Origin of the sequence: Phytopseudomonas dryadis (assembly GCF_004327355.1) — a bacterium.
In the GTDB taxonomy this organism is placed as follows: Bacteria; Pseudomonadota; Gammaproteobacteria; order Pseudomonadales; family Pseudomonadaceae; genus Aquipseudomonas; species Aquipseudomonas dryadis.
In genome coordinates this window covers 112,844-131,465 of record NZ_QJUM01000011.1, presented here as the reverse complement: position 1 = coordinate 131,465, position 18,622 = coordinate 112,844, and the positions used below count along the sequence as shown (strand labels likewise).

At 63.2% G+C, this 18,622-nt stretch carries 16 protein-coding genes; 10 read left to right on the top strand and 6 right to left on the bottom strand.

Annotated features, from left to right (window positions below):
- The first annotated feature begins 219 nt into the window (after positions 1 to 219).
- Together DNK34_RS11495 and DNK34_RS11490 are read left to right on the top strand one after the other, a co-directional pair.
- Positions 220 to 1,557 (top strand): OprD family porin, encoded by a 1,338-nt coding sequence (locus DNK34_RS11495; RefSeq protein ID WP_131175324.1) that lies wholly within the window; start codon positions 220 to 222, stop codon positions 1,555 to 1,557.
- A gap of 211 nt (positions 1,558 to 1,768) precedes the next feature.
- Positions 1,769 to 2,797, top strand: coding sequence for a cytochrome-c peroxidase (locus DNK34_RS11490; RefSeq protein WP_131175323.1), 1,029 nt, complete (start codon positions 1,769 to 1,771; stop codon positions 2,795 to 2,797).
- Positions 2,798 to 2,824: 27 nt separating this feature from the next.
- Here DNK34_RS11490 and aguA read toward each other — a convergent pair whose 3' ends face one another.
- From aguA to DNK34_RS11465, 5 genes are all read right to left on the bottom strand, one after another.
- Positions 2,825 to 3,931 carry an agmatine deiminase gene (gene aguA / locus DNK34_RS11485; RefSeq protein ID WP_131175322.1) on the bottom strand — a complete coding sequence of 369 codons (1,107 nt, stop codon included), beginning with the start codon at positions 3,929 to 3,931 and terminating at the stop codon, positions 2,825 to 2,827.
- 84 nt (positions 3,932 to 4,015) lie between these two features.
- Positions 4,016 to 4,894, bottom strand: a complete 879-nt coding sequence (gene aguB, locus DNK34_RS11480; protein WP_131175321.1) for an N-carbamoylputrescine amidase — start codon at positions 4,892 to 4,894, stop codon at positions 4,016 to 4,018.
- Positions 4,895 to 5,181: 287 nt separating this feature from the next.
- Positions 5,182 to 5,826 carry a TetR/AcrR family transcriptional regulator gene (locus DNK34_RS11475; RefSeq protein WP_131175320.1) on the bottom strand — a complete coding sequence of 215 codons (645 nt, stop codon included), beginning with the start codon at positions 5,824 to 5,826 and terminating at the stop codon, positions 5,182 to 5,184.
- A complete protein-coding gene (locus DNK34_RS11470) occupies positions 5,827 to 6,891 on the bottom strand; it encodes a polyamine ABC transporter substrate-binding protein (protein ID WP_131175319.1) in 1,065 nt (354 codons plus the stop codon).
- Between the two features lie 373 nt (positions 6,892 to 7,264).
- Positions 7,265 to 8,644, bottom strand: coding sequence for a glutamine synthetase family protein (locus DNK34_RS11465; protein WP_131175318.1), 1,380 nt, complete (start codon positions 8,642 to 8,644; stop codon positions 7,265 to 7,267).
- A 277-nt stretch (positions 8,645 to 8,921) separates the two neighbouring features.
- On the opposite strand from DNK34_RS11465, the gene DNK34_RS11460 reads away from it, so the two are divergent.
- The 8 genes from DNK34_RS11460 to DNK34_RS11425 all read left to right on the top strand — a co-directional run bounded on the left by DNK34_RS11460 (position 8,922) and on the right by DNK34_RS11425 (position 18,078).
- Complete coding sequence (locus DNK34_RS11460) at positions 8,922 to 9,674, top strand: gamma-glutamyl-gamma-aminobutyrate hydrolase family protein (RefSeq protein WP_131175317.1); 753 nt, start codon at positions 8,922 to 8,924, stop codon at positions 9,672 to 9,674.
- A 40-nt stretch (positions 9,675 to 9,714) separates the two neighbouring features.
- Positions 9,715 to 11,073: a glutamine synthetase family protein gene (locus DNK34_RS11455; protein ID WP_131175316.1), complete on the top strand. Its 1,359-nt coding sequence runs from the start codon at positions 9,715 to 9,717 to the stop codon at positions 11,071 to 11,073.
- 65 nt (positions 11,074 to 11,138) lie between these two features.
- On the top strand, positions 11,139 to 12,509 hold the full coding sequence (locus DNK34_RS11450) for an aspartate aminotransferase family protein (protein ID WP_131175315.1): 1,371 nt from the start codon (positions 11,139 to 11,141) through the stop codon (positions 12,507 to 12,509).
- 107 nt (positions 12,510 to 12,616) lie between these two features.
- Entirely contained in the window at positions 12,617 to 13,717 is a 1,101-nt protein-coding gene (locus DNK34_RS11445) for a polyamine ABC transporter substrate-binding protein (RefSeq protein WP_131175314.1), read from the top strand.
- A 196-nt stretch (positions 13,718 to 13,913) separates the two neighbouring features.
- Complete coding sequence (locus DNK34_RS11440; protein WP_278248872.1) at positions 13,914 to 14,987, top strand: polyamine ABC transporter substrate-binding protein; 1,074 nt, start codon at positions 13,914 to 13,916, stop codon at positions 14,985 to 14,987.
- Positions 14,988 to 15,042: 55 nt separating this feature from the next.
- The gene (potA, locus tag DNK34_RS11435; RefSeq protein WP_131175312.1) at positions 15,043 to 16,197 is read left to right on the top strand and encodes a polyamine ABC transporter ATP-binding protein; all 1,155 of its coding nucleotides are present in this window, start codon (positions 15,043 to 15,045) and stop codon (positions 16,195 to 16,197) included.
- Positions 16,194 to 17,102, top strand: a complete 909-nt coding sequence (locus DNK34_RS11430; RefSeq protein WP_131175311.1) for an ABC transporter permease subunit — start codon at positions 16,194 to 16,196, stop codon at positions 17,100 to 17,102. Before potA ends, DNK34_RS11430 begins: the two co-directional genes overlap by 4 nt.
- 82 nt (positions 17,103 to 17,184) lie before the next feature.
- Positions 17,185 to 18,078 (top strand): ABC transporter permease subunit, encoded by an 894-nt coding sequence (locus DNK34_RS11425; RefSeq protein ID WP_131175310.1) that lies wholly within the window; start codon positions 17,185 to 17,187, stop codon positions 18,076 to 18,078.
- A gap of 135 nt (positions 18,079 to 18,213) precedes the next feature.
- On the opposite strand, the gene DNK34_RS11420 is transcribed toward DNK34_RS11425, so the two are convergent.
- On the bottom strand, positions 18,214 to 18,576 hold the full coding sequence (locus DNK34_RS11420) for a cupin domain-containing protein (RefSeq protein WP_131175309.1): 363 nt from the start codon (positions 18,574 to 18,576) through the stop codon (positions 18,214 to 18,216).
- Positions 18,577 to 18,622: the final 46 nt, after the last annotated feature.

Genomic DNA, 18,622 nt, shown 5'->3' with positions numbered 1-18,622 from the left:
ATTCCTCCGTTCGTTCCGTCGCCCGTTCCCGTTGCGCCGTCATACCGTTCCGTATTCCTGATCGATTTCGCGTTGTCGCCCGCTCGCCCGTGGCGCCTTTCGGCTGCCTGGTGACGGACTGCAGTGCCCCTGATTCGGTCGATGACCTGTCGCCACGAGGTTGAGCCGGGTTCAGACCGATGTGCCGCACCCATAAAAGAAAACACTGGAGAGATCACAATGAGAAAAACCTCCCTGGCGCTGGCCGTCGCTGCCAGCACCCTGGGCCTGTCCCTGAGCAACGTCGCCAACGCCGCGTTCATCGAAGACAGCACTGCCAAGCTCGACCTGCGCAACTTCTATTTCAACAACGATATCCGTGACAGCGATAGCCCGAGCAACAAGGAATGGGGTCAGGCATTCCAGTTGAATCTGCAATCGGGTTTCACCGAGGGTACCGTGGGTTTCGGCGTCGATGCGCTGGGCCTGCTGGGCGTGAAGCTGGACTCCGGTAGCCGCACCAACAAGGCGGGTCGTAGCCGTACTCCCGGTGTCCTGTTCCCGACGGACAGCGACAACAGCGCCGTGGACGAATTCAGCAGCCTGGGCCTGACTGGCAAGATTCGCGTTTCCAAGACCATCGCCCAGATCGGTACCCTGCAGCCGAAGCTGCCGGTCGTGGTTTTCAACGATGGCCGTCTGATCCCGCAGACCTTCGAGGGTGCGCAGATCACCTCGAACGAAATCGACAACCTGACCCTGATCCTGGGCCAGCTGGAGCATTCCAAGGGGCGTGCGTCGAGCAACACCGATTCGCTGGCCATCGCTGGCGCCGGTGCCGGTGCGGACAGCAACAAGTTCTACTACGGCGGTGCCGACTACAAGATCAACAAGGATCTGCTGGTTCAGTACTACTACGGCAATCTGGATGACTTCTACAAGCAGCACTTCCTCGGCCTGACCCACACGCTGGCGCTGGGTGCTGGCTCGCTGAAATCCGATCTGCGCTATTTCGACACCGGCTCCGACGGCAAGAACGGCAGTGTGGCCGGTCGGGCCGACGGCTACCTGGGCAGCGGCTACTACGGGAATGGCGTCACGACCGGTGAAGTGGACAACCGTACCTGGAGCGCCTTCTTCACCTACAGCCTGGAAGGCCACGCCCTGAGCGCCGGCTACCAGCAGGTTTCCGGTGATAGCAACTTCATCCAGCTGAACCAGGGTTCGATTCCTGGGCAGGGCGGCGCGACCACCTACCTGATCACCGATCGCCAGATCACCAACTTCGGGCGTGCCGGCGAGCGCACCTGGATTGGCCAGTACGGTTATGACTTCGGCAAGATCGGCGTTCCCGGCCTGACCGCCAGCGTGCTGTACATGAAGGGCGACAACATCAAGGCGGTGGGCGGCGACCAGAAAGAGTGGGAGCGTGACCTGACCCTCAGCTACGTGCTCCAGGAAGGCGCTCTGAAAGGCGTGGGCTTCGCCTGGCGTAACGCCGCTCTGCGTAGCCAGACCTCCTCCGGCGACGTCGATCAGAACCGTCTGATCGTCAGCTACAGCATCCCCCTGCTGTAAGTTCGTCGAGGCCGCGCCACGCAGCGGCCCATGGCAATGCGCAACAGCCCGGACCTGTTCCGGGCTTTTGCTTGGGCGACAACATGACACGCCCATTTGTCCATTAATTTTGTGTGGTTTAAGGGCAGAGGTTGACCCCTGTCAAAAGCAGAGTCCGCTGCAGCGTTCATCGTGGGACGGCCAATAAGCCTGATAGAACGAGGAGCTCTCCATGCGCAACATTTCTCTGTTGATCGCGGGACTTTGCCTGAGTCTCGATGCCTGGTCCGTGCCGCGAGGCGACGAACCGGTTTCACCCATCCAGCCCTATACGGCCACCGACAGCGCCAAGGTCGAGCTGGGCAAGCAGTTGTTCTTCGACCCGCGCCTGTCGCGTTCGGGGTTCATTTCCTGCAACTCGTGCCACAACCTGAGCATGGGCGGCAGCGACAACCTGCCCACGTCCATTGGTCACCACTGGCAGCAGGGGCCGATCAATTCGCCGACCGTACTCAACTCCAGCCTGAACCTGGCGCAGTTCTGGGACGGCCGCGCCGCCGACCTCAAGGAACAGGCCGCCGGCCCCATCGCCAACCCCAAGGAAATGGCCTTCACCCATATCCTGGCGATCGACGTGCTGCGCTCCATCCCGCAGTACCGCGAGTCCTTCAAGCGGGTCTACCAGAGCGAGGAGATCACCCTGGATGCGGTGACCGATGCCATTGCCGAGTTCGAGAAGACCCTGGTCACGCCCAACTCGCGTTTCGACCTGTGGCTCAAGGGCGATGATGCGGCCTTGTCCTCGGCCGAGCTGGAGGGCTATCAGTTGTTCAAGTCGATCGGTTGCGTGGCCTGCCACAACGGCCCGGCCATGGGCGGCAACTCCTTCCAGAAGATGGGCCTGGTGGAGGCCTACCAGACCGACAATCCCGCCGAGGGCGTGGCCGGTCTGACCGGCAAGGATACCGACCGCTTCCTGTTCAAGGTGCCGACGCTGCGCAATGTCGAGCTGACCTACCCCTACTTCCACGATGGCGCCTACTGGGAGCTGGAGAAGGCCGTGGACGTGATGGCGCGGCTGCAGTTGGGACGTCAGTTGAGCGAGGGCGAGATCGGCTCCATCACCGCTTTCCTGAAGACCCTGACCGGCGAGCAGCCGGCGTTCGCAGTGCCGATGCTGCCGCCTTCGACCAATGACACGCCACGGCCGGCGCCCTTCGAGCCGGCGCTGGTCATGGAGGAAGTGGAAACGGCCGAGTGATCGGCCGCTGATCCCGGCGGCGGCCGTTCAGCCTTTCTGCGCCAACGGTTGCTGCTGGGTGATGCAGTGGATATTGCCGCCGCCCAGCAGGATCTCCCGGCCCGGCACCAGCACCACGCGCCGCTCGGGGAACAGGCGCTGCAGGATCGCCTTCGCCTCGGCGTCCTTCGGGTCGGCGAAGCTGGGCGCGACGATGCCGCCGTTGACGATCAGGAAGTTCACATAGGAGCCGGCCAGGCGTAGCTCCGGGCTGCGCTCCTGGCTGCCGGCGACCCGATCGACGCCGGCGCATTCTTCGTCGCTGGCATGCAGTGGACCGGGGATCGGCATCTTGTGCACGGTCAATGGCCGGCCCCTGGCGTCGCGGCTGTTCTCCAGCACGCGCAGGGCGGCCTGGCAGCGCGGATAGTTCGGGTCGTCCGGCTCGTCCGTCCAGGCCAGCAATACCTCGCCGGGGCGCACGTAACAGCAGAAGTTGTCGACGTGGCCATCGGTCTCGTCGTTGAACAGACCGTCCGGTAGCCAGATCACCTTGTCGATGGCCAGGTGTTCGGCCAGCACGGCCTCGATTTGCTCGCGGTTCAGGTGCGGGTTGCGATTGGGGTTGAGCAGGCATTCCTCGGTGGTGATCAGGGTGCCTTCGCCATCGACGTGAATCGAGCCGCCCTCGAGCACGAAGCCTTCGCTGCGGTAGCGCGCACAGCCCTCCAGGCCGAGGATCTTGCCGGCCACCTGATCGTCGCGCAGCCAGGGAAAGTACAGGCCTCCGGCGAGCCCGCCCCAGGCATTGAAGCCCCAGTCCACGCCGCGCAGCTCGCCCCGGTCGTTGCTGACGAAGGTCGGGCCGGTGTCGCGCACCCAGGCGTCGTCCGTGCTCATTTCCACCACGCGGATATGCGGGTGCTGCAGCCGCGCGCAGGCGTTCTCGTACTGCGCGGCGGAGACGCAGAGCGTGACGGGTTCGAACTCGGCGATGGCCAGGGCCACGGCGGCAAAGGCCTGCTGGGCGGGCTTGGCGCCCAGGCGCCAGTTGTCCGGGCGCTCCGGCCAGACCATCCAGGTCTGGCTGTGCGGCTCCCATTCGGCGGGCATGCGGAAGCCATCGGCGCGGGGGGTGGAGGTGAGGGTCGACATGGCGTTGCTCCGTGACGGGGAGCGCGGCTGGAAGCGCTCCCGCCTTTCAGGGGAATGTGGCTGTGGACACGCGCGGCGCCTGGCTCAGGACTCCAGCGCGCCATCCAGGGTCTTGATCGGCCCGTAGAGGTTCGGACGACGGTCGCGGAAGGTGCCCCAGGCGCTGCGGACGTGCTCGAGCTGATCGAGGTCGAAGCTGTGTACCAGCACGCCTTCCTCGGTTTCGTTCAGTTCCTCGACCTTCTCGCCGAACTGGTTGGCGATGAAGGACGAACCGTAGAAGGTGATGTCGTAGCCGTCCTGCTCTTCTTTGCCGATGCGGTTGCTGGCGACCAGCGGCATCAGGTTGGCGCCGGCATGGCCTTGCTGTACCCGCTGCCAGTGGTCGCGCGAGGTGATGCTGGCGTCGTGCGGCTCGCTGCCGATGGCGGTGGGGTAGAAGAGGATTTCCGCGCCGAGCAGGGCCATGCTGCGGGCGCATTCGGGGAACCACTGATCCCAGCAGATGCCCACGCCGATCCTGGCGTAGCGGGTGTTCCACACCTTGAAGCCGGTGTCGCCCGGGTTGAAGTAGTACTTCTCGTGGTAGCCGGGACCGTCGGGGATATGGCTTTTCCGATAGATGCCGAGGTTCCTGCCGTCGGCATCGATGACAGCGATGCTGTTGAAGCGCGCCCGCCCGGCCAGTTCGAAGAAGCTGATCGGCAGCACCACCTGCAGTTCCTCGGCGATCTTCTGGAAGTGCAGGATCGCCGGGTTGCTCTCGACCGGTGTGGCCAGCTGCAGGTAGTTCGCATTGGGCTTCTGGCAGAAGTAGGGCGTCTCGAACAGTTCCTGGATGAGGATGACCTGAGCGCCTTTGCCGGCGGCTTCGCGCACCAGTTTCTCGGCCTTGGCGATGTTCGCGGCGCTGTCCCAGGAACAGGCCATCTGGGTGGCGGCGACGGTGACGATACGGGACATGCGGTACCTCCAGGGGACAGTGAGCGGTAGAGGCTGAACCTTAGCAGAGCTACCGTGACGTCGAACGGACGGATAAGGATGGAAATGACGACCCTTTATAGTCGATAAAAATCCGTTTTCAAAGGGTGTCGGATATTTTTTTGGCTACCTGTTCGATATTTATCGGATAAATATCGATTATATAGCATGACAGGCTCCGGGCCTGTTTCACCGCTGAAGCATCTGTTGCGGGCCATGCGCCAATGAACCCGGGGCTCTGCAGGGCGGCTACGACCGCCAGTGGGGAGTCAGAGGGTGGAGTCGCCCGCCGCCGGCGCTTCGCGTTTGCGCAGGTGGGGAGGCAGGTACAGGCCGAGATAGGCCTCGAACACGCGCATGCCCTCTTCGGCCAGGCGTGGCGTGATGCGGCCGTGGAGCTGCACCGAGCGCGCATAGACGCGGTCGCCCAGCTCCATGGCCAGGGCGAAGACGTCGATATCCTCCGGCAGGGCCGGGAGTACGAAGTGGCGGTCGAACAGCGCCTGCATCTGTTGACCGAGTTCGATGTCGTGCTGGCGATCCGCCTGGGTCACTTCGCTCAGGCCGTGCTGGGCCAGGATCAGTTGCTGGGCGGCGGTATCGCTGGCGTAGATGGCCAGCATGCGCTGTTCGACGATCCGCGACAGGTCGCGCCAACTGTGCAGTTGGGCGCTCTCGATGGGACTCTGCAGGCAGGCGCGGAAGGCGCCGTGCACATCCGCGGTCAGGGCCTGCAGCAGGGCCGGTACGCTGGCGAAGAAGTGATAGACCGAGGAGGGCGCCATGGCCGCGCGCTCGGCCACGGCATAGATCGACAGGGCGGCCACGCCCTGTTCGGCGAGCAGGGCGCGGGCCGCGGCGAGGATCTGCTCGATGCGCGCCTGGCTGCTGGCGCGGGGCTTGCGCGAGGTCATTCAGGCACCGTCACGAAAGCGTTTCCACACGGCATCGCGCACCTCCTCCTGCTTCTGCGGCAGGGTTTCCAAGGCATGCATGCGACGCCTGAGGGCGGCATCCGGATACAGCGCCGGCTCGTTGCGCAGGCTGGCCTCGAGGAACTGCCTGGCATCGGCGTTACCGCTCGGGTACAGGGTTTCGCGGGTGATCAGGGCGGCTACTTCGGGCTGCATCAGGTAGTCGATGAAACGATGGGCGAGATCGGGGCGACGGGCGCTGCTGGGAATCACCAGGCTGTCGATGAACAGTACCGAGCCCTCCTCGGGAATGACGAATTGCACGGGCTGGCCCTTGCTGGCCGCGCCCAGTGCGTCGCCGACCCAGGCCAGGGCCAGGCACAGCTTGCCGTCGTTGAGATCGTCGATGTAGCGCTCGCTGTCGACATAGCGCAGGTTCGGTCGCAGTTGCTGCAGCAGTTCGCCTGCGCGTTTGATGCGCGCCGGCGCGGCGCGGGCCAGGCTGTGGCCCTGGTAGTTGAACAGCACCGAGAGCACTTCTTCCGGGGCGTCCAGGGTGCTGATCCCGCACGCGGCCAGGCGACTGCTCTGCGCCGGATCGAACAGCAGGCTCCAGCTCCGTGGCAGCGGGCCACCGTAGCTGGCTTCGGCCTTGGGCACGTTGATGGCCAGGCCGACCGCGCCCCACAGGTAGGGAACGGCGTGCCGGTTGCGATGATCGACCGCGGCGAGTTTGGTCAGCAGTTCCTTGTCCAGGTGCTGGCGGTTGGGCAACTGGCTGAAGTCCAGGGGTTGCAGGGTGCCGGCTTCGATCAGCTTGGCCAGCTCGTTGTGCGTGGGCACGGCGATGTCGATGGCCTCACCGCTGTTCAGCGCGGTTCTCAGTGCCTCGGCTGTGCTGAAGGTATGGTAATCGACCTCGATGCCGGTTTCGGCCTGGAAACGTTCCAGTACCTGCGGGGCGATATAGTCGTTCCAGTTGTAGACGCGGATGCTATCGCCCTGCGCCGCCAGGGTGATCAGGGGCGACAGGCTCAGCAGCAGGGGAATGAGGCGGCGAATCATCGTGAGCGTCCTGAAAGTGCTGGCGAACGGGTGGGCAGATTAGGCCTCCTGAGCGCGGCAGCGTCAATCTCCTGGAGCCGCTAAAGGCTCTGGAATGAGGGTTTCATCATGAAAACGCCGGCAGACGCCGAATGCCGATCAGATAAGGTTTTTGTGGGAGCAGGGGCGCTTACAGAAGAAGAGCGGCAAACTGCCGCCCGTGTAGGAGCGTCGACCTCGGCGCGATGCGATGGCGGCCATCCCACAAAACCAGTGGTGCGACCCGCAATCGCCGCGGGGGGCGCGGCTCCCACAGGGCCGGGGCAAACCGCCGTTTTGCGGGCCCAATGCTTAACTGACTGGCATTAGGCGGGCGCCGCCGTTTCGGGAGGCCTCAGACCGTGTGCAGGTACCAGTTGTACTCGAGGTCGGAGATGGTGGTCTCGAACTCCTGCAGCTCGGCTTCCTTGCAGGCGACGAAGATGTCGATGTAGTCCGGGCTGATGTACTTGTTCAGCACTTCGCTGTCGTCCAGCTCGCGCAGGGCGTCGCGCAGGTTGTTCGGCAGGCTCTGCTCCAGTTGCTCGTAGGAGTTGCCCTCGATCGGCTCGCCCGGATCCAGCTGATTGGTCAGGCCATGGTGAATGCCGGCCAGGATCGCCGACATCATCAGGTACGGGTTGGCATCGGCGCCGGCCACGCGGTGCTCGATACGAATCGCATCGTCGCTGCCGGTGGGCACGCGGACCGCCACGGTGCGGTTGTCCAGGCCCCAGCTCGGCGCGTTGGGCACGTAGAACTGCGCGCCGAAACGGCGATACGAGTTGACGTTGGGGCAGAGGAAGGCCATCGACGCCGGCATGGTCTCGAGGATGCCGGCGATGGCATGGCGCAGCGGCGCATGCTGCTCGGGATCGTCGGTGGCGAAGATGTTCTGCCCGGTCTTCTTGTCCAGCAGCGAGATGTGCACGTGCAGGCCGTTGCCCGCCTGGCCGGGATAGGGCTTGGCCATGAAGGTCGAGTCCATCTCGTGGTCGTAGGCGATGTTCTTGATCAGGCGCTTGAGCAGCAGCGCATGGTCACAGGCCTTGAGGGCGTCCTGGGTGTGGTGCAGGTTGACCTCGAACTGCGCCGGGGCGCTTTCCTTGACGATGGCGTCGGCCGGCAGATCCTGCTCCTTGGCCGCCTCGAGCATGTCCTGCAGGCAGTCGACGTACTCGTCGAGGTCGTCGATCAGGTAGACCTGGGTGGAGATCGGCCGCTTGCCGGAGATCGGCGAGCGTGGTGGTTGCGGGCGGCCGTTCACGTTCTCCTGGTCGATCAGGTAGAACTCCAGTTCGAAGGCCGCGCAGATGGTCAGGCCGAGTTCGTCGAACTTCTGCACCACCTGGCGCAATACCTCGCGGGGGTCGGCGAAGAAGGGCTTGCCGTCCAGCTCGTGCATGGTCATCAGCAGTTGCGCGGTGGGGCGCTTCTGCCAGGGTTCCTTGCACAGGGTATTGGGGATGGGGAAGCAGATACGGTCGGCGTCGCCGATATCCAGGCCCAGGCCGGTGCTTTCCACCGTGGCGCCATTGATATCCAGGGCGAACAAAGAGGCGGGGAGGTTGATGCCTTTTTCGTACACCTTGTGCAGGCTGGCGCGTTCGATGCGCTTGCCGCGCACCACGCCATTCATATCCGCAATAAGAAGGTCGACGAACTGAACCTCAGGATGTTCCTTAAGGAACGCGTTCGCTTCATTAAGCTGAACGGCACGCGGGGGTACCGACATGATGCAACACCTTTGTTGTTAAAAATATCAATCATGCAATTGCACGAGAAGGAGTCAATCTTAAACGCCTGACGCTGTCAAGACAGGTCCATGGTGCCCTAAAAAAGAGCCATGTGGCCATTTTTAGGGCATTTCAGGGCATTGCCAGGCGCGGTTTTGCCTGTGTTTTCGCAGTGCTCAGGGTGGCGTGTTCAATTTTTTACATGGCTGTTGTGTAAAAAAATGAACAACGCTACTCTCGAGCCGAACCCTATATACACCAAAAAACGGGTGTCCCATGTCTTGCATGCCGCTGATCGGCGTCATCGCCTGCACCAAACGGATCGGTGCGCACTCCTATCATATCGCCGGCGACAAGTACCTGCGGGCGGTGTGTAGCGGCGCGGGCGGTCTGCCCCTGATCATCCCGGCGCTGCCCGGGCTGATCGATCCCGATAGCCTGCTCGAAAATCTGCACGGGCTGCTGTTCACCGGTTCTCCCTCGAATGTCGAGCCGCAGCATTATGGCGGTGCGCCCAGCGCGCCCGGAACCCTGCACGACAGCGCCCGCGATGGCCTCAGCCTGCCGCTGATCCTGCGCGCCGTGGCGCTGGGGATACCGCTGCTGGGTATCTGCCGCGGCTTCCAGGAGATGAACGTGGCGTTCGGCGGCAGCCTGCATCAGGCGCTGCACCAGGTGCCTGGCCTGATGGATCATCGCGAGCCGCAAGATGCGCCCCTCGAAGTGCAGTACGGGCCGGCCCACGCCTTGCAGGTGCAGCCGGGCGGTGTGCTGGCCGGGCTCGGCCTGGGGCCTGAAATAAAGGTCAATTCCATTCACGGGCAGGGTGTCGAACGACTGGCCCCGGGCCTTAGAATCGAGGCGCTGGCCCCGGACGGGCTGATCGAGGCATTTTCCGTCGAGGCGGCGCCGAGCTTTGCCCTCGGCGTGCAATGGCACCCGGAGTGGCAAGTCAGCGATAACCCGGATTATCTCGCCATCTTTCAGGCCTTTGGTGAGGCTTGCAGGAAGAGGGCGGGGCTATGCTGAGCCGGCGGCACATGTCGGTTTCTTAAACCCTGAGGTCTCTATGAGTACCAAATTGGACCAGCTCTCGAGCTGGCTGAAAGAACGCAAAATCACCGAAGTGGAATGCTTGATCAGTGACCTTACCGGCATTGCCCGCGGCAAGATCTCGCCGACCAACAAGTTTCTCGACGAAAAGGGCATGCGCCTGCCGGAGAGCGTGCTGCTGCAGACCGTCACCGGCGACTACGTCGAGGACGACATCTATTACGAGTTGCTCGACGAGGCGGACATCGACATGTTCTGCCGTCCGGACGAGAACGCGGTATTCCTGGTGCCCTGGGCCATCGAGCCGACCGCGATGGTGATCCACGACACCTTCGACAAGCAGGGCTACCCGATCGAGCTGTCGCCGCGCAACATCCTCAAGAACATCCTCAAGCTCTACGCGGACAAGGGCTGGAAGGCCATCGTCGCACCGGAGATGGAGTTCTACCTGACCAAGCGCAACAGCGACCCGGATTTCCCGCTGGTGGCGCCGATGGGGCGTTCCGGGCGCCCGGAAGTCGGTCGGCAATCCTTCTCCATCGACGCGGCCAACGAATTCGACCCGCTGTTCGAGGATGTCTACGACTGGTGCGAGCTGCAGGGCCTGGATCTCGACACGCTGATCCACGAGGACGGCCCGGCGCAGATGGAAATCAACTTCCGCCACGGTGACGCCCTGCACCTGGCCGACCAGATCACCGTGTTCAAGCGCACCATGCGCGAGGCGGCGCTCAAGCACGACGTGGCGGCGACCTTCATGGCCAAGCCGATCACCGACCAGCCGGGCAGCGCCATGCATATCCACCAGAGCGTGGTGGACGTGAAGACCGGCAAGAACCTGTTCTCCAACGAGGACGGGGGCATGAGCGAGCTATTCCACCACCATATCGGCGGCCTGCAGAAATACATCCCCGAGCTGCTGCCGCTGTTCGCGCCGAACGTCAACTCGTTCCGCCGTTTCCTCCCCGACACCTCGGCCCCGGTCAACGTCGAGTGGGGCGAAGAGAACCGCACCGTCGGCCTGCGCGTGCCGGAAGCCGGGCCACAGAACCGCCGCGTGGAAAACCGCCTGGCCGGCGCCGACGCCAACCCTTACCTGGTGCTGGCGGCTTCGTTGCTGTGTGGCTATATCGGCATGGTCGAGGGCATCACGCCGAGTGCCCCGGTCAAGGGGCGTGGCTACGAGCGCCGCAACCTGCGCCTGCCGGTGACCATCGAAAGCGCCCTGGAGCGCATGGAAGCCTGCAAGGACGCGGAGAAATACCTGGGCGGAAAGTTCGTCCGCGGCTATGTCGCGGTCAAGCGTGCCGAACATGAAAACTTCAAGCGGGTGATCAGTTCCTGGGAACGCGAGTTCCTCCTGCTTTCGGTCTGATCGAGCGGGAGCCGGCGCGCGCTTCGCCCGGCTGCCGATAATGGTGTGCATTTCTTGAGGTGGATATGAGCAACCCGAACAACCCGAAAACCCGTGAATGGCAGGCCATGAGCCGCGACCATCACCTGGCGCCATTCAGCGATTTCAAGCAGCTGGGCGAAAAAGGCCCGCGCATCATCACCCGCGCCGATGGTGTGTACCTGTGGGACAGCGAGGGGAACAAGATCCTCGACGCCATGGCCGGTCTGTGGTGCGTGGCCATCGGTTACGGACGCAAGGAGCTGGCCGACGCGGCCTCGCGGCAGATGCAGGAACTGCCCTACTACAACCTGTTCTTCCAGACCGCCACGCCGCCGGCGCTGGAACTGGCCAAGGCGATCGCCGAGCTGACCCCGGCGGGCATGAACCATGTGTTCTTCACCGGTTCCGGCTCCGAAGGCAACGACACCATGCTGCGTATGGTGCGCCATTACTGGGCGCTCAAGGGCAAGCCGGGCAAGCAGGTCATCATTGCCCGCGAGAACGGCTACCACGGCTCCACCGTGGCCGGTGCCAGCCTCGGCGGCATGAAGGGGATGCATGAACAGGGCGGCCTGCCGATCCCGGGCATCGTGCACATCGCCCAGCCATACTGGTTCGGCGAGGGTGGCGACATGACCCCGGAAGCCTTCGGCATCTGGGCGGCCGAGCAACTGGAGAAGAAGATCCTCGAGGTCGGCGAGGAGAACGTGGCGGCCTTTATCGCCGAGCCGATCCAGGGCGCCGGTGGCGTGATCATCCCCCCGGACAGCTACTGGCCGAAGGTGCGCGAGATCCTCGCCAGGTACGAGATCCTGTTCGTCGCCGATGAGGTCATCTGTGGTTTCGGCCGTACCGGCGAATGGTTCGGCAGCGATTTCTTCGGCAATACGCCGGACATGATGACCATCGCCAAGGGCCTGACCTCCGGCTACGTGCCCATGGGCGGACTGGTGGTGCGTGACGAGATCGTCGAGGTGCTCAACGAGGGTGGCGATTTCAACCACGGCTTCACCTATTCCGGGCATCCGGTGGCGGCGGCGGTGGCGCTGGAGAACATTCGCATCCTGCGCGAGGAGAAAATCGTCGAGCGGGTCAAGGCGGAAACGGCACCCTATTTGCAGAGGCGATTGCGCGAACTGGCGGATCACCCGCTGGTGGGCGAAGTGCGCGGTATCGGCATGCTCGGCGCCATCGAACTGGTGAAGAACAAGCAGACGCGCGAGCGTTATCCGAGTGACAAGGCGGCCGGTATGATCTGCCGCGGTCACTGCTTCGATAACGGCCTGATCATGCGCGCCGTGGGCGACACCATGATCATTTCGCCGCCCCTGGTGATCAGCCAGGCTGAAATCGACGAACTGGTGGAAAAGGCGCGCCACTGCCTGGATCTCACCGCCCGTGCTTTACTGGCTTGAGGCTTGAGCGGCACGCCGCTTCTCGGCCAGACTGCGCCGGCCACCGGCATCGCGTCGCCAGGGTAGCGCGAGCCGGATACTCAACATGACAAATGGAGCTGAACCGCATGATCAAGACCTTCGGCAAGACACTGCTGGCCGTGACGCTGGCCGCTAGCGTGGCCGGTATGGCGCAGGCAGATAGCAAGGTATTGAACGTCTACAACTGGTCGGACTACATCGCGGCGGACACCGTGGCCAAGTTCACCAAGGAGACCGGCATCAAGGTCGTCTACGACGTCTTCGATTCCAACGAGACCCTGGAAGCCAAGCTGTTCGCCGGCAAGTCCGGCTACGACATCGTGGTGCCGTCGAACAACTTCCTGGCCAAGCACATCAAGGCCAAGGTCTATCAGCCGCTGGACAAGTCCAAGCTGCCGAACTGGCAGAACCTGGATACCGCCCTGCTCAAGACCGTCGAGGTCAGCGATCCGGGCAACCAGTACGCCTTCCCCTACATGTGGGGCTCGATCGGCATCGGCTTCAACCCGGAGAAGGTCAAGGCCGTGCTGGGCGAGAACGCCCCAGTCGACTCCTGGGACCTGCTGTTCAAGCCGGAGAACATCGAGAAGCTGAAGTCCTGCGGCGTGTCCTTCCTCGACTCGCCGACCGAGGTCCTGCCGATCGCCCTGCAGTACCTGGGCCATGAGCCGACCAGCACCGATCCGAAGCAGCTCAAGGAAGCCGAGGACCTGTTCCTCAAGATCCGTCCGTCGATCACCTACTTCCATTCCTCCAAGTACATCTCCGACCTGGCCAACGGCAACCTCTGCGTGGCGGTGGGCTACTCGGGCGACGTGTACCAGGCCAAGTCCCGTGCCGAAGAGGCCGGCGGCAAGGTCGAGGTGGCCTACAACATTCCGAAGGAAGGGGCCGGTACCTTCTTCGACATGGTGGCCATCCCGGCCGACGCGGAAAACGTGGAGTCGGCCTACGCCTTCATGAACTTCCTGATGCAGCCGGAGATCATGGCCGAGATCACCAACGAGGTGCAGTTCCCCAACGGCAACGCCAAGGCCACGGAGCTGGTCGACGAGGCCATCCGCAACGACCCGGGCATCTACCCGAGCGAGGAAACCATGGCCAAGCTGTACGCCTTCCCGGATCTGCCGCCGGCAGCCCAGCGCGCCATGACCCGCAGCTGGACCAAGATCAAGTCCGGCCGCTGAGTGCGGCAACCTCCGCGGCGGCCTGGCCCGCCGCGGGTGTTGTCATGGCCCCGGGCGGGGCCATGGGCGGATCGCCGCCCGGTGCGCGCTGCGACGATGTCGTGCGCCTATTTCAATCGCGGGGTGTCGGCGGCTGCCTGACAGCCGCTGACGATCCACAAGAAGAGGACGAGCTGTGCACATTTCCCTGGGCAAGATCCTGACCACGACTGCGCTTTCGCTTGGCTTGGCAAGCCTGGCACACGCGGACGGCACCGTGCATATCTACAACTGGAGCGATTACATCGGCGAGGACACCCTGGCCGAGTTCCAGAAGGCCACGGGCATCAAGCCGGTCTACGACGTCTTCGATTCCAACGAGACCCTGGAAGGCAAGCTGCTCGCCGGCCGCAGCGGCTACGACGTGGTGGTGCCGTCCAACCATTTTCTCGGCAAGCAGATCAAGGCGGGGGCATTCCAGAAGCTCGACCGTGCGCTGCTGCCGAACTGGGACAACCTCGACCCGGCCCTGCTCAAGCAACTGCAGGCCAACGACCCGGACAACCAGTACGCGGTGCCCTACCTGTGGGGCACCAACGGCATCGGCTACAACGTGGCCAAGGTCAAGGAGGTGCTCGGCGTCGATCACATCGATTCCTGGGCCGTGCTGTTCGAGCCGGAGAACATGAAGAAGCTGTCCGCCTGCGGCGTGTCGTTTCTCGATTCGGCCGACGAGATGATTCCCGCGGTGCTCAATTACCTGGGCCTGGATCCGAACAGCCAGAGCGGCGAGGATTACGCCAAGGCCGAGGCCAAGTTGCTGGAAGTGCGGCCCTACGTGAGCTACTTCCACTCCTCGAAATACATCGGCGACCTGGCCAACGGCAATATCTGCGTGGCGTTCGGATACTCGGGCGACGTCCTGCAGGCGGCCGATCGTGCCGAGGAAGCCGGCAAGGGCGTGGAAATCGCCTATTCGATTCCCGAGGAAGGCGCCAACCTGTGGTTCGACATGCTCGCCATTCCCAAGGATGCGCGCAACGTCGAGCAGGCCCATGCCTTCATCAATTACCTGCTCGATCCCCAGGTGATCGCCGGGGTCAGCGACTATGTCGGTTACGCCAACCCCAATACCAAGGCCGGGCCACTGATGGATCAGGACATTCTCCAGGACGAGTCGGTCTATCCGCCCCAGGCGGTGCTGGACAAGTTGTACATTTCGGCGGAATTGCCGCCCAAGGCGCAGCGCCTGATGACGCGCAGCTGGACCAAGGTCAAGTCCGGAAAATAAAACCAGTAGCGCCCGGCCCAGGCCGGGCGTCATTTTTCTTGCGGGAGTTTTGGTAATGGCAGTTGCTTCCAGTGCCTATAAGAAGGTTCTCGAGGGGAGTCAGCAACCGAAAGAGGTGCTGGTCAAGATCGAGCGCGTGACCAAGAAGTTCGACGAGACGGTCGCCGTCGACGATGTCTCGCTGACCATCAACAAGGGCGAGATCTTCGCCCTGCTCGGCGGCTCCGGTTCGGGCAAGTCGACCCTGTTGCGCATGCTCGCCGGCTTCGAGCGACCGACCGAGGGGCGCATCTTCCTCGACGGCCAGGACATTACCGACATGCCGCCCTACGAGCGGCCGATCAACATGATGTTCCAGTCCTACGCGCTGTTCCCGCACATGAGCGTGGCCGACAACATCGCCTTCGGCCTCAAGCAGGACAAGCTGCCCAGGGAGGAGATCGACGCGCGGGTGAGCGAGATGCTCAAGCTGGTGCAGATGAGCCAGTACGCCAAGCGCAAGCCCCATCAACTCTCCGGTGGTCAGCGTCAGCGCGTGGCCCTGGCCCGTTCGCTGGCGAAGAAGCCCAAGCTGCTGTTGCTCGACGAGCCGATGGGCGCGCTGGACAAGAAGCTGCGCTCGCAGATGCAGCTTGAGCTGGTCGAGATCATCGAGCGGGTCGGCGTGACCTGCGTGATGGTGACCCACGACCAGGAAGAGGCCATGACCATGGCCCAGCGCATCGCCATCATGCACCTGGGCTGGATCGCCCAGATCGGCAGCCCCATCGACATCTACGAAACGCCGGCCAGTCGCCTGGTCTGCGAGTTCATCGGCAACGTCAACCTGTTCGATGGCGAGATCGTCACCGACGACGCCGACCATGCGGTGATCAACTGCCCGCAGTTGGACAGGCCGATCTACATCGGTCACGGCATCACCACCCGCGCCCAGGAAACCCGGGTGACCTACGCCCTGCGCCCGGAAAAGCTGCTGATGGCCACGCAGTTGCCGGGCGATCACGAGCACCCGGACTACAACTGGAGCAACGGCACCGTGCACGACATCGCCTACCTCGGCGGTCACTCGGTGTACTACGTGAAGCTGAGCTCGGGCCAGGTGGTGCAGTGCTTCATCGCCAACGCCGAGCGCCGTGGCAAGCGGCCGACCTGGGATGAGCCGGTGGTGGTGTTCTGGGAAGACGACAGCGGCGTGGTGTTGCAGTCATGAAGATGTCCAGCCTGACCAAGCGTATGCCCAACGGCCGACACCTTGTGATCGGCATCCCCTTCATCTGGCTGTTCCTGTTCTTCCTGTTGCCGTTCGTCATCGTGCTGAAGATCAGTTTCGCCGAAGCCGACGTGGCGATTCCGCCCTATACCGAGATCTACACCTGGGTGGACAACAGCCTGTCGGTGGTGCTGAACCTGGGCAACTACATCTTCCTCAGCGAAGATGAGCTGTACCTGGCGGCCTACCTCGGCTCGTTGAAGATCGCCTTTTTCAGCACCCTGGTCTGCCTGTTGATCGGCTATCCGATGGCCTACGCCATCGCCCGCGCGAAGAAGGAAACCCAGACGGTATTGCTGCTGTTGGTGATGATGCCGACCTGGACCGCGATCCTGATCCGCGTCTATGCCTGGATGGGCATCCTCAGCAACAACGGTCTGCTCAATGGCTTCCTGCAGAGCATCGGCCTGATCGATTCGCCGCTGCAGATCCTCAACACCAATACCGCGGTGTACATCGGTATCGTCTATTCGTACCTGCCGTTCATGATCCTGCCGCTGTTCGCCAACCTGGTGAAGCACGATCAGAGCCTGCTGGAGGCGGCGTCGGATCTGGGTTCGAGCAACTTCAACAGCTTCTGGAAGATCACCGTGCCGCTGTCGAAGAACGGCATCATCGCCGGCTGCATGCTGGTGTTCATTCCGGTGGTGGGCGAGTTCGTCATCCCCGAACTGCTCGGCGGCCCGGAGACCCTGATGATCGGCAAGGTGTTGTGGCAGGAATTCTTCAACAACCGCGACTGGCCGGTGGCCTCGGCGCTGGCGGTGGTAATGCTGGCGATCCTGCTGGTGCCCATCATTCTCTTCAACAAGAACCAGGCGAAAGAGATGGAGGGCAGGGCATGAGTCATATTCTCGTCGTGTGCCCATCATTCTGTTCAACAGGCTTTCCATCCAAGAGCCGGGCCAAAGAGATGGAGGGGCGGGCATGAAAAACTTCCGTTTCTCCACTTTCATGCTCTGGGTCGGCTTCGCGTTCATCTACCTGCCGATGCTGATCCTGGTGATCTACTCGTTCAATGCCTCGCGGCTGGTGACGGTGTGGGGTGGCTGGTCGGTGAAATGGTACGTCGGGCTGCTCGACAACCGGCAGCTGATGAGCGCGGTATGGCGTTCCCTGGAAATCGCCTGCTACACGGCGATCGCCGCCGTGGCGCTGGGTACGCTGGCGGCTTTCGTGCTGACCCGGATCAACCGTTTCAAGGGGCGCACCCTGTTCGGCGGCCTGGTCACCGCACCGCTGGTCATGCCCGAAGTGATCACCGGCCTGTCGCTGCTGCTGCTGTTCGTGGCCATGGCGCAACTGATCGGCTGGCCCGCGGAGCGTGGGCTGATGACCATCTGGATCGCCCACACCACCTTCTGCTCGGCCTACGTGGCGGTGGTGGTGTCGGCGCGCCTGCGCGAGCTGGACCTGTCCATCGAGGAAGCCGCCATGGATCTCGGCGCGCGGCCCTGGAAGGTGTTCTTCCTGATCACCATTCCGATGATCGCGCCGTCGCTGGCGGCCGGCGGCATGATGTCCTTCGCCCTGTCGCTGGACGATCTGGTGCTGGCCAGCTTCGTCTCCGGACCCGGTTCCACCACCCTGCCCATGGAAGTCTTCTCGGCCGTGCGCCTGGGCGTGAAACCGGAAATCAACGCCGTGGCGAGCCTGATTCTGCTGGCGGTGTCGTTCGCCACCTTCCTGGTGTGGTTCTTCGCCCATCGCGCCGAGGAGAAGCGCAAGAAGGCCATCGAGCAGGTCATGGAAGAGAGCAGCAATCCCAGCTGGCAGCAGGTGCTCGACAGCCGTCGTCCGGCGCCGAAACCGCTCGACTGAGGTCGCTCGCATGGCCGCCAATACCCGCCCTGCAGACGCAGAGGCGGGCATTGGCGTCGATGAAGGCAGTAGCGGTTCAGGCGTAACACCTAAGCTTTAGCTTCCAGCTTGAGGCTTGCTGCTTAGGGCTGCTGCTTAGGGCTGCTGCTCGAAGATCACATACACCTTGCGGCAGGCTTCCAGCACTTCCCAGGTGCCGCTGAAGCCGGCGGGTATGACGAAGCGATCACCGGCGCGCACCGTCTTGGCGTTGCCCTGCTGGTCGCGCAGGACGGAAACCCCCTGGAGGATTTCGCAGTACTCGTGCTCGCTGTAGTTCACCGTCCATTGCCCGACGGCGCCTTCCCAGATGCCGGCGTTGAATTGGCCGCAGGGGCTGCCGTAATGGTTGCGTGCCTGTTGGACGGGGTCGCCCTTGAGGATCTTTTCCGGAGCGGGCCGGTAATGCTCCGCCGCGCTGGCGCTTTGGGCGAAATCGACGATTGTCTGGATATCCATGCTCGTTTCCGTGGTCGATCGGTGGGTGGGCATGCGGCGCACCGCC

Excerpts from the sequence above, each read along its gene's own strand:
- DNK34_RS11495 (WP_131175324.1), top strand. The coding sequence starts at position 220 with ATGAGAAAAACCTCCCTGGCGCTGGCCGTCGCTGCCAGCACCCTGGGC.
- DNK34_RS11490 (WP_131175323.1), top strand. The coding sequence starts at position 1,769 with ATGCGCAACATTTCTCTGTTGATCGCGGGACTTTGCCTGAGTCTCGAT.
- aguA (WP_131175322.1), bottom strand. The coding sequence starts at position 3,931 with ATGTCGACCCTCACCTCCACCCCCCGCGCCGATGGCTTCCGCATGCCC.
- aguB (WP_131175321.1), bottom strand. The coding sequence starts at position 4,894 with ATGTCCCGTATCGTCACCGTCGCCGCCACCCAGATGGCCTGTTCCTGG.
- DNK34_RS11475 (WP_131175320.1), bottom strand. The coding sequence starts at position 5,826 with ATGACCTCGCGCAAGCCCCGCGCCAGCAGCCAGGCGCGCATCGAGCAG.
- DNK34_RS11470 (WP_131175319.1), bottom strand. The coding sequence starts at position 6,891 with ATGATTCGCCGCCTCATTCCCCTGCTGCTGAGCCTGTCGCCCCTGATC.
- DNK34_RS11465 (WP_131175318.1), bottom strand. The coding sequence starts at position 8,644 with ATGTCGGTACCCCCGCGTGCCGTTCAGCTTAATGAAGCGAACGCGTTC.
- DNK34_RS11460 (WP_131175317.1), top strand. The coding sequence starts at position 8,922 with ATGTCTTGCATGCCGCTGATCGGCGTCATCGCCTGCACCAAACGGATC.
- DNK34_RS11455 (WP_131175316.1), top strand. The coding sequence starts at position 9,715 with ATGAGTACCAAATTGGACCAGCTCTCGAGCTGGCTGAAAGAACGCAAA.
- DNK34_RS11450 (WP_131175315.1), top strand. The coding sequence starts at position 11,139 with ATGAGCAACCCGAACAACCCGAAAACCCGTGAATGGCAGGCCATGAGC.
- DNK34_RS11445 (WP_131175314.1), top strand. The coding sequence starts at position 12,617 with ATGATCAAGACCTTCGGCAAGACACTGCTGGCCGTGACGCTGGCCGCT.
- potA (WP_131175312.1), top strand. The coding sequence starts at position 15,043 with ATGGCAGTTGCTTCCAGTGCCTATAAGAAGGTTCTCGAGGGGAGTCAG.
- DNK34_RS11430 (WP_131175311.1), top strand. The coding sequence starts at position 16,194 with ATGAAGATGTCCAGCCTGACCAAGCGTATGCCCAACGGCCGACACCTT.
- DNK34_RS11425 (WP_131175310.1), top strand. The coding sequence starts at position 17,185 with ATGAAAAACTTCCGTTTCTCCACTTTCATGCTCTGGGTCGGCTTCGCG.
- DNK34_RS11420 (WP_131175309.1), bottom strand. The coding sequence starts at position 18,576 with ATGGATATCCAGACAATCGTCGATTTCGCCCAAAGCGCCAGCGCGGCG.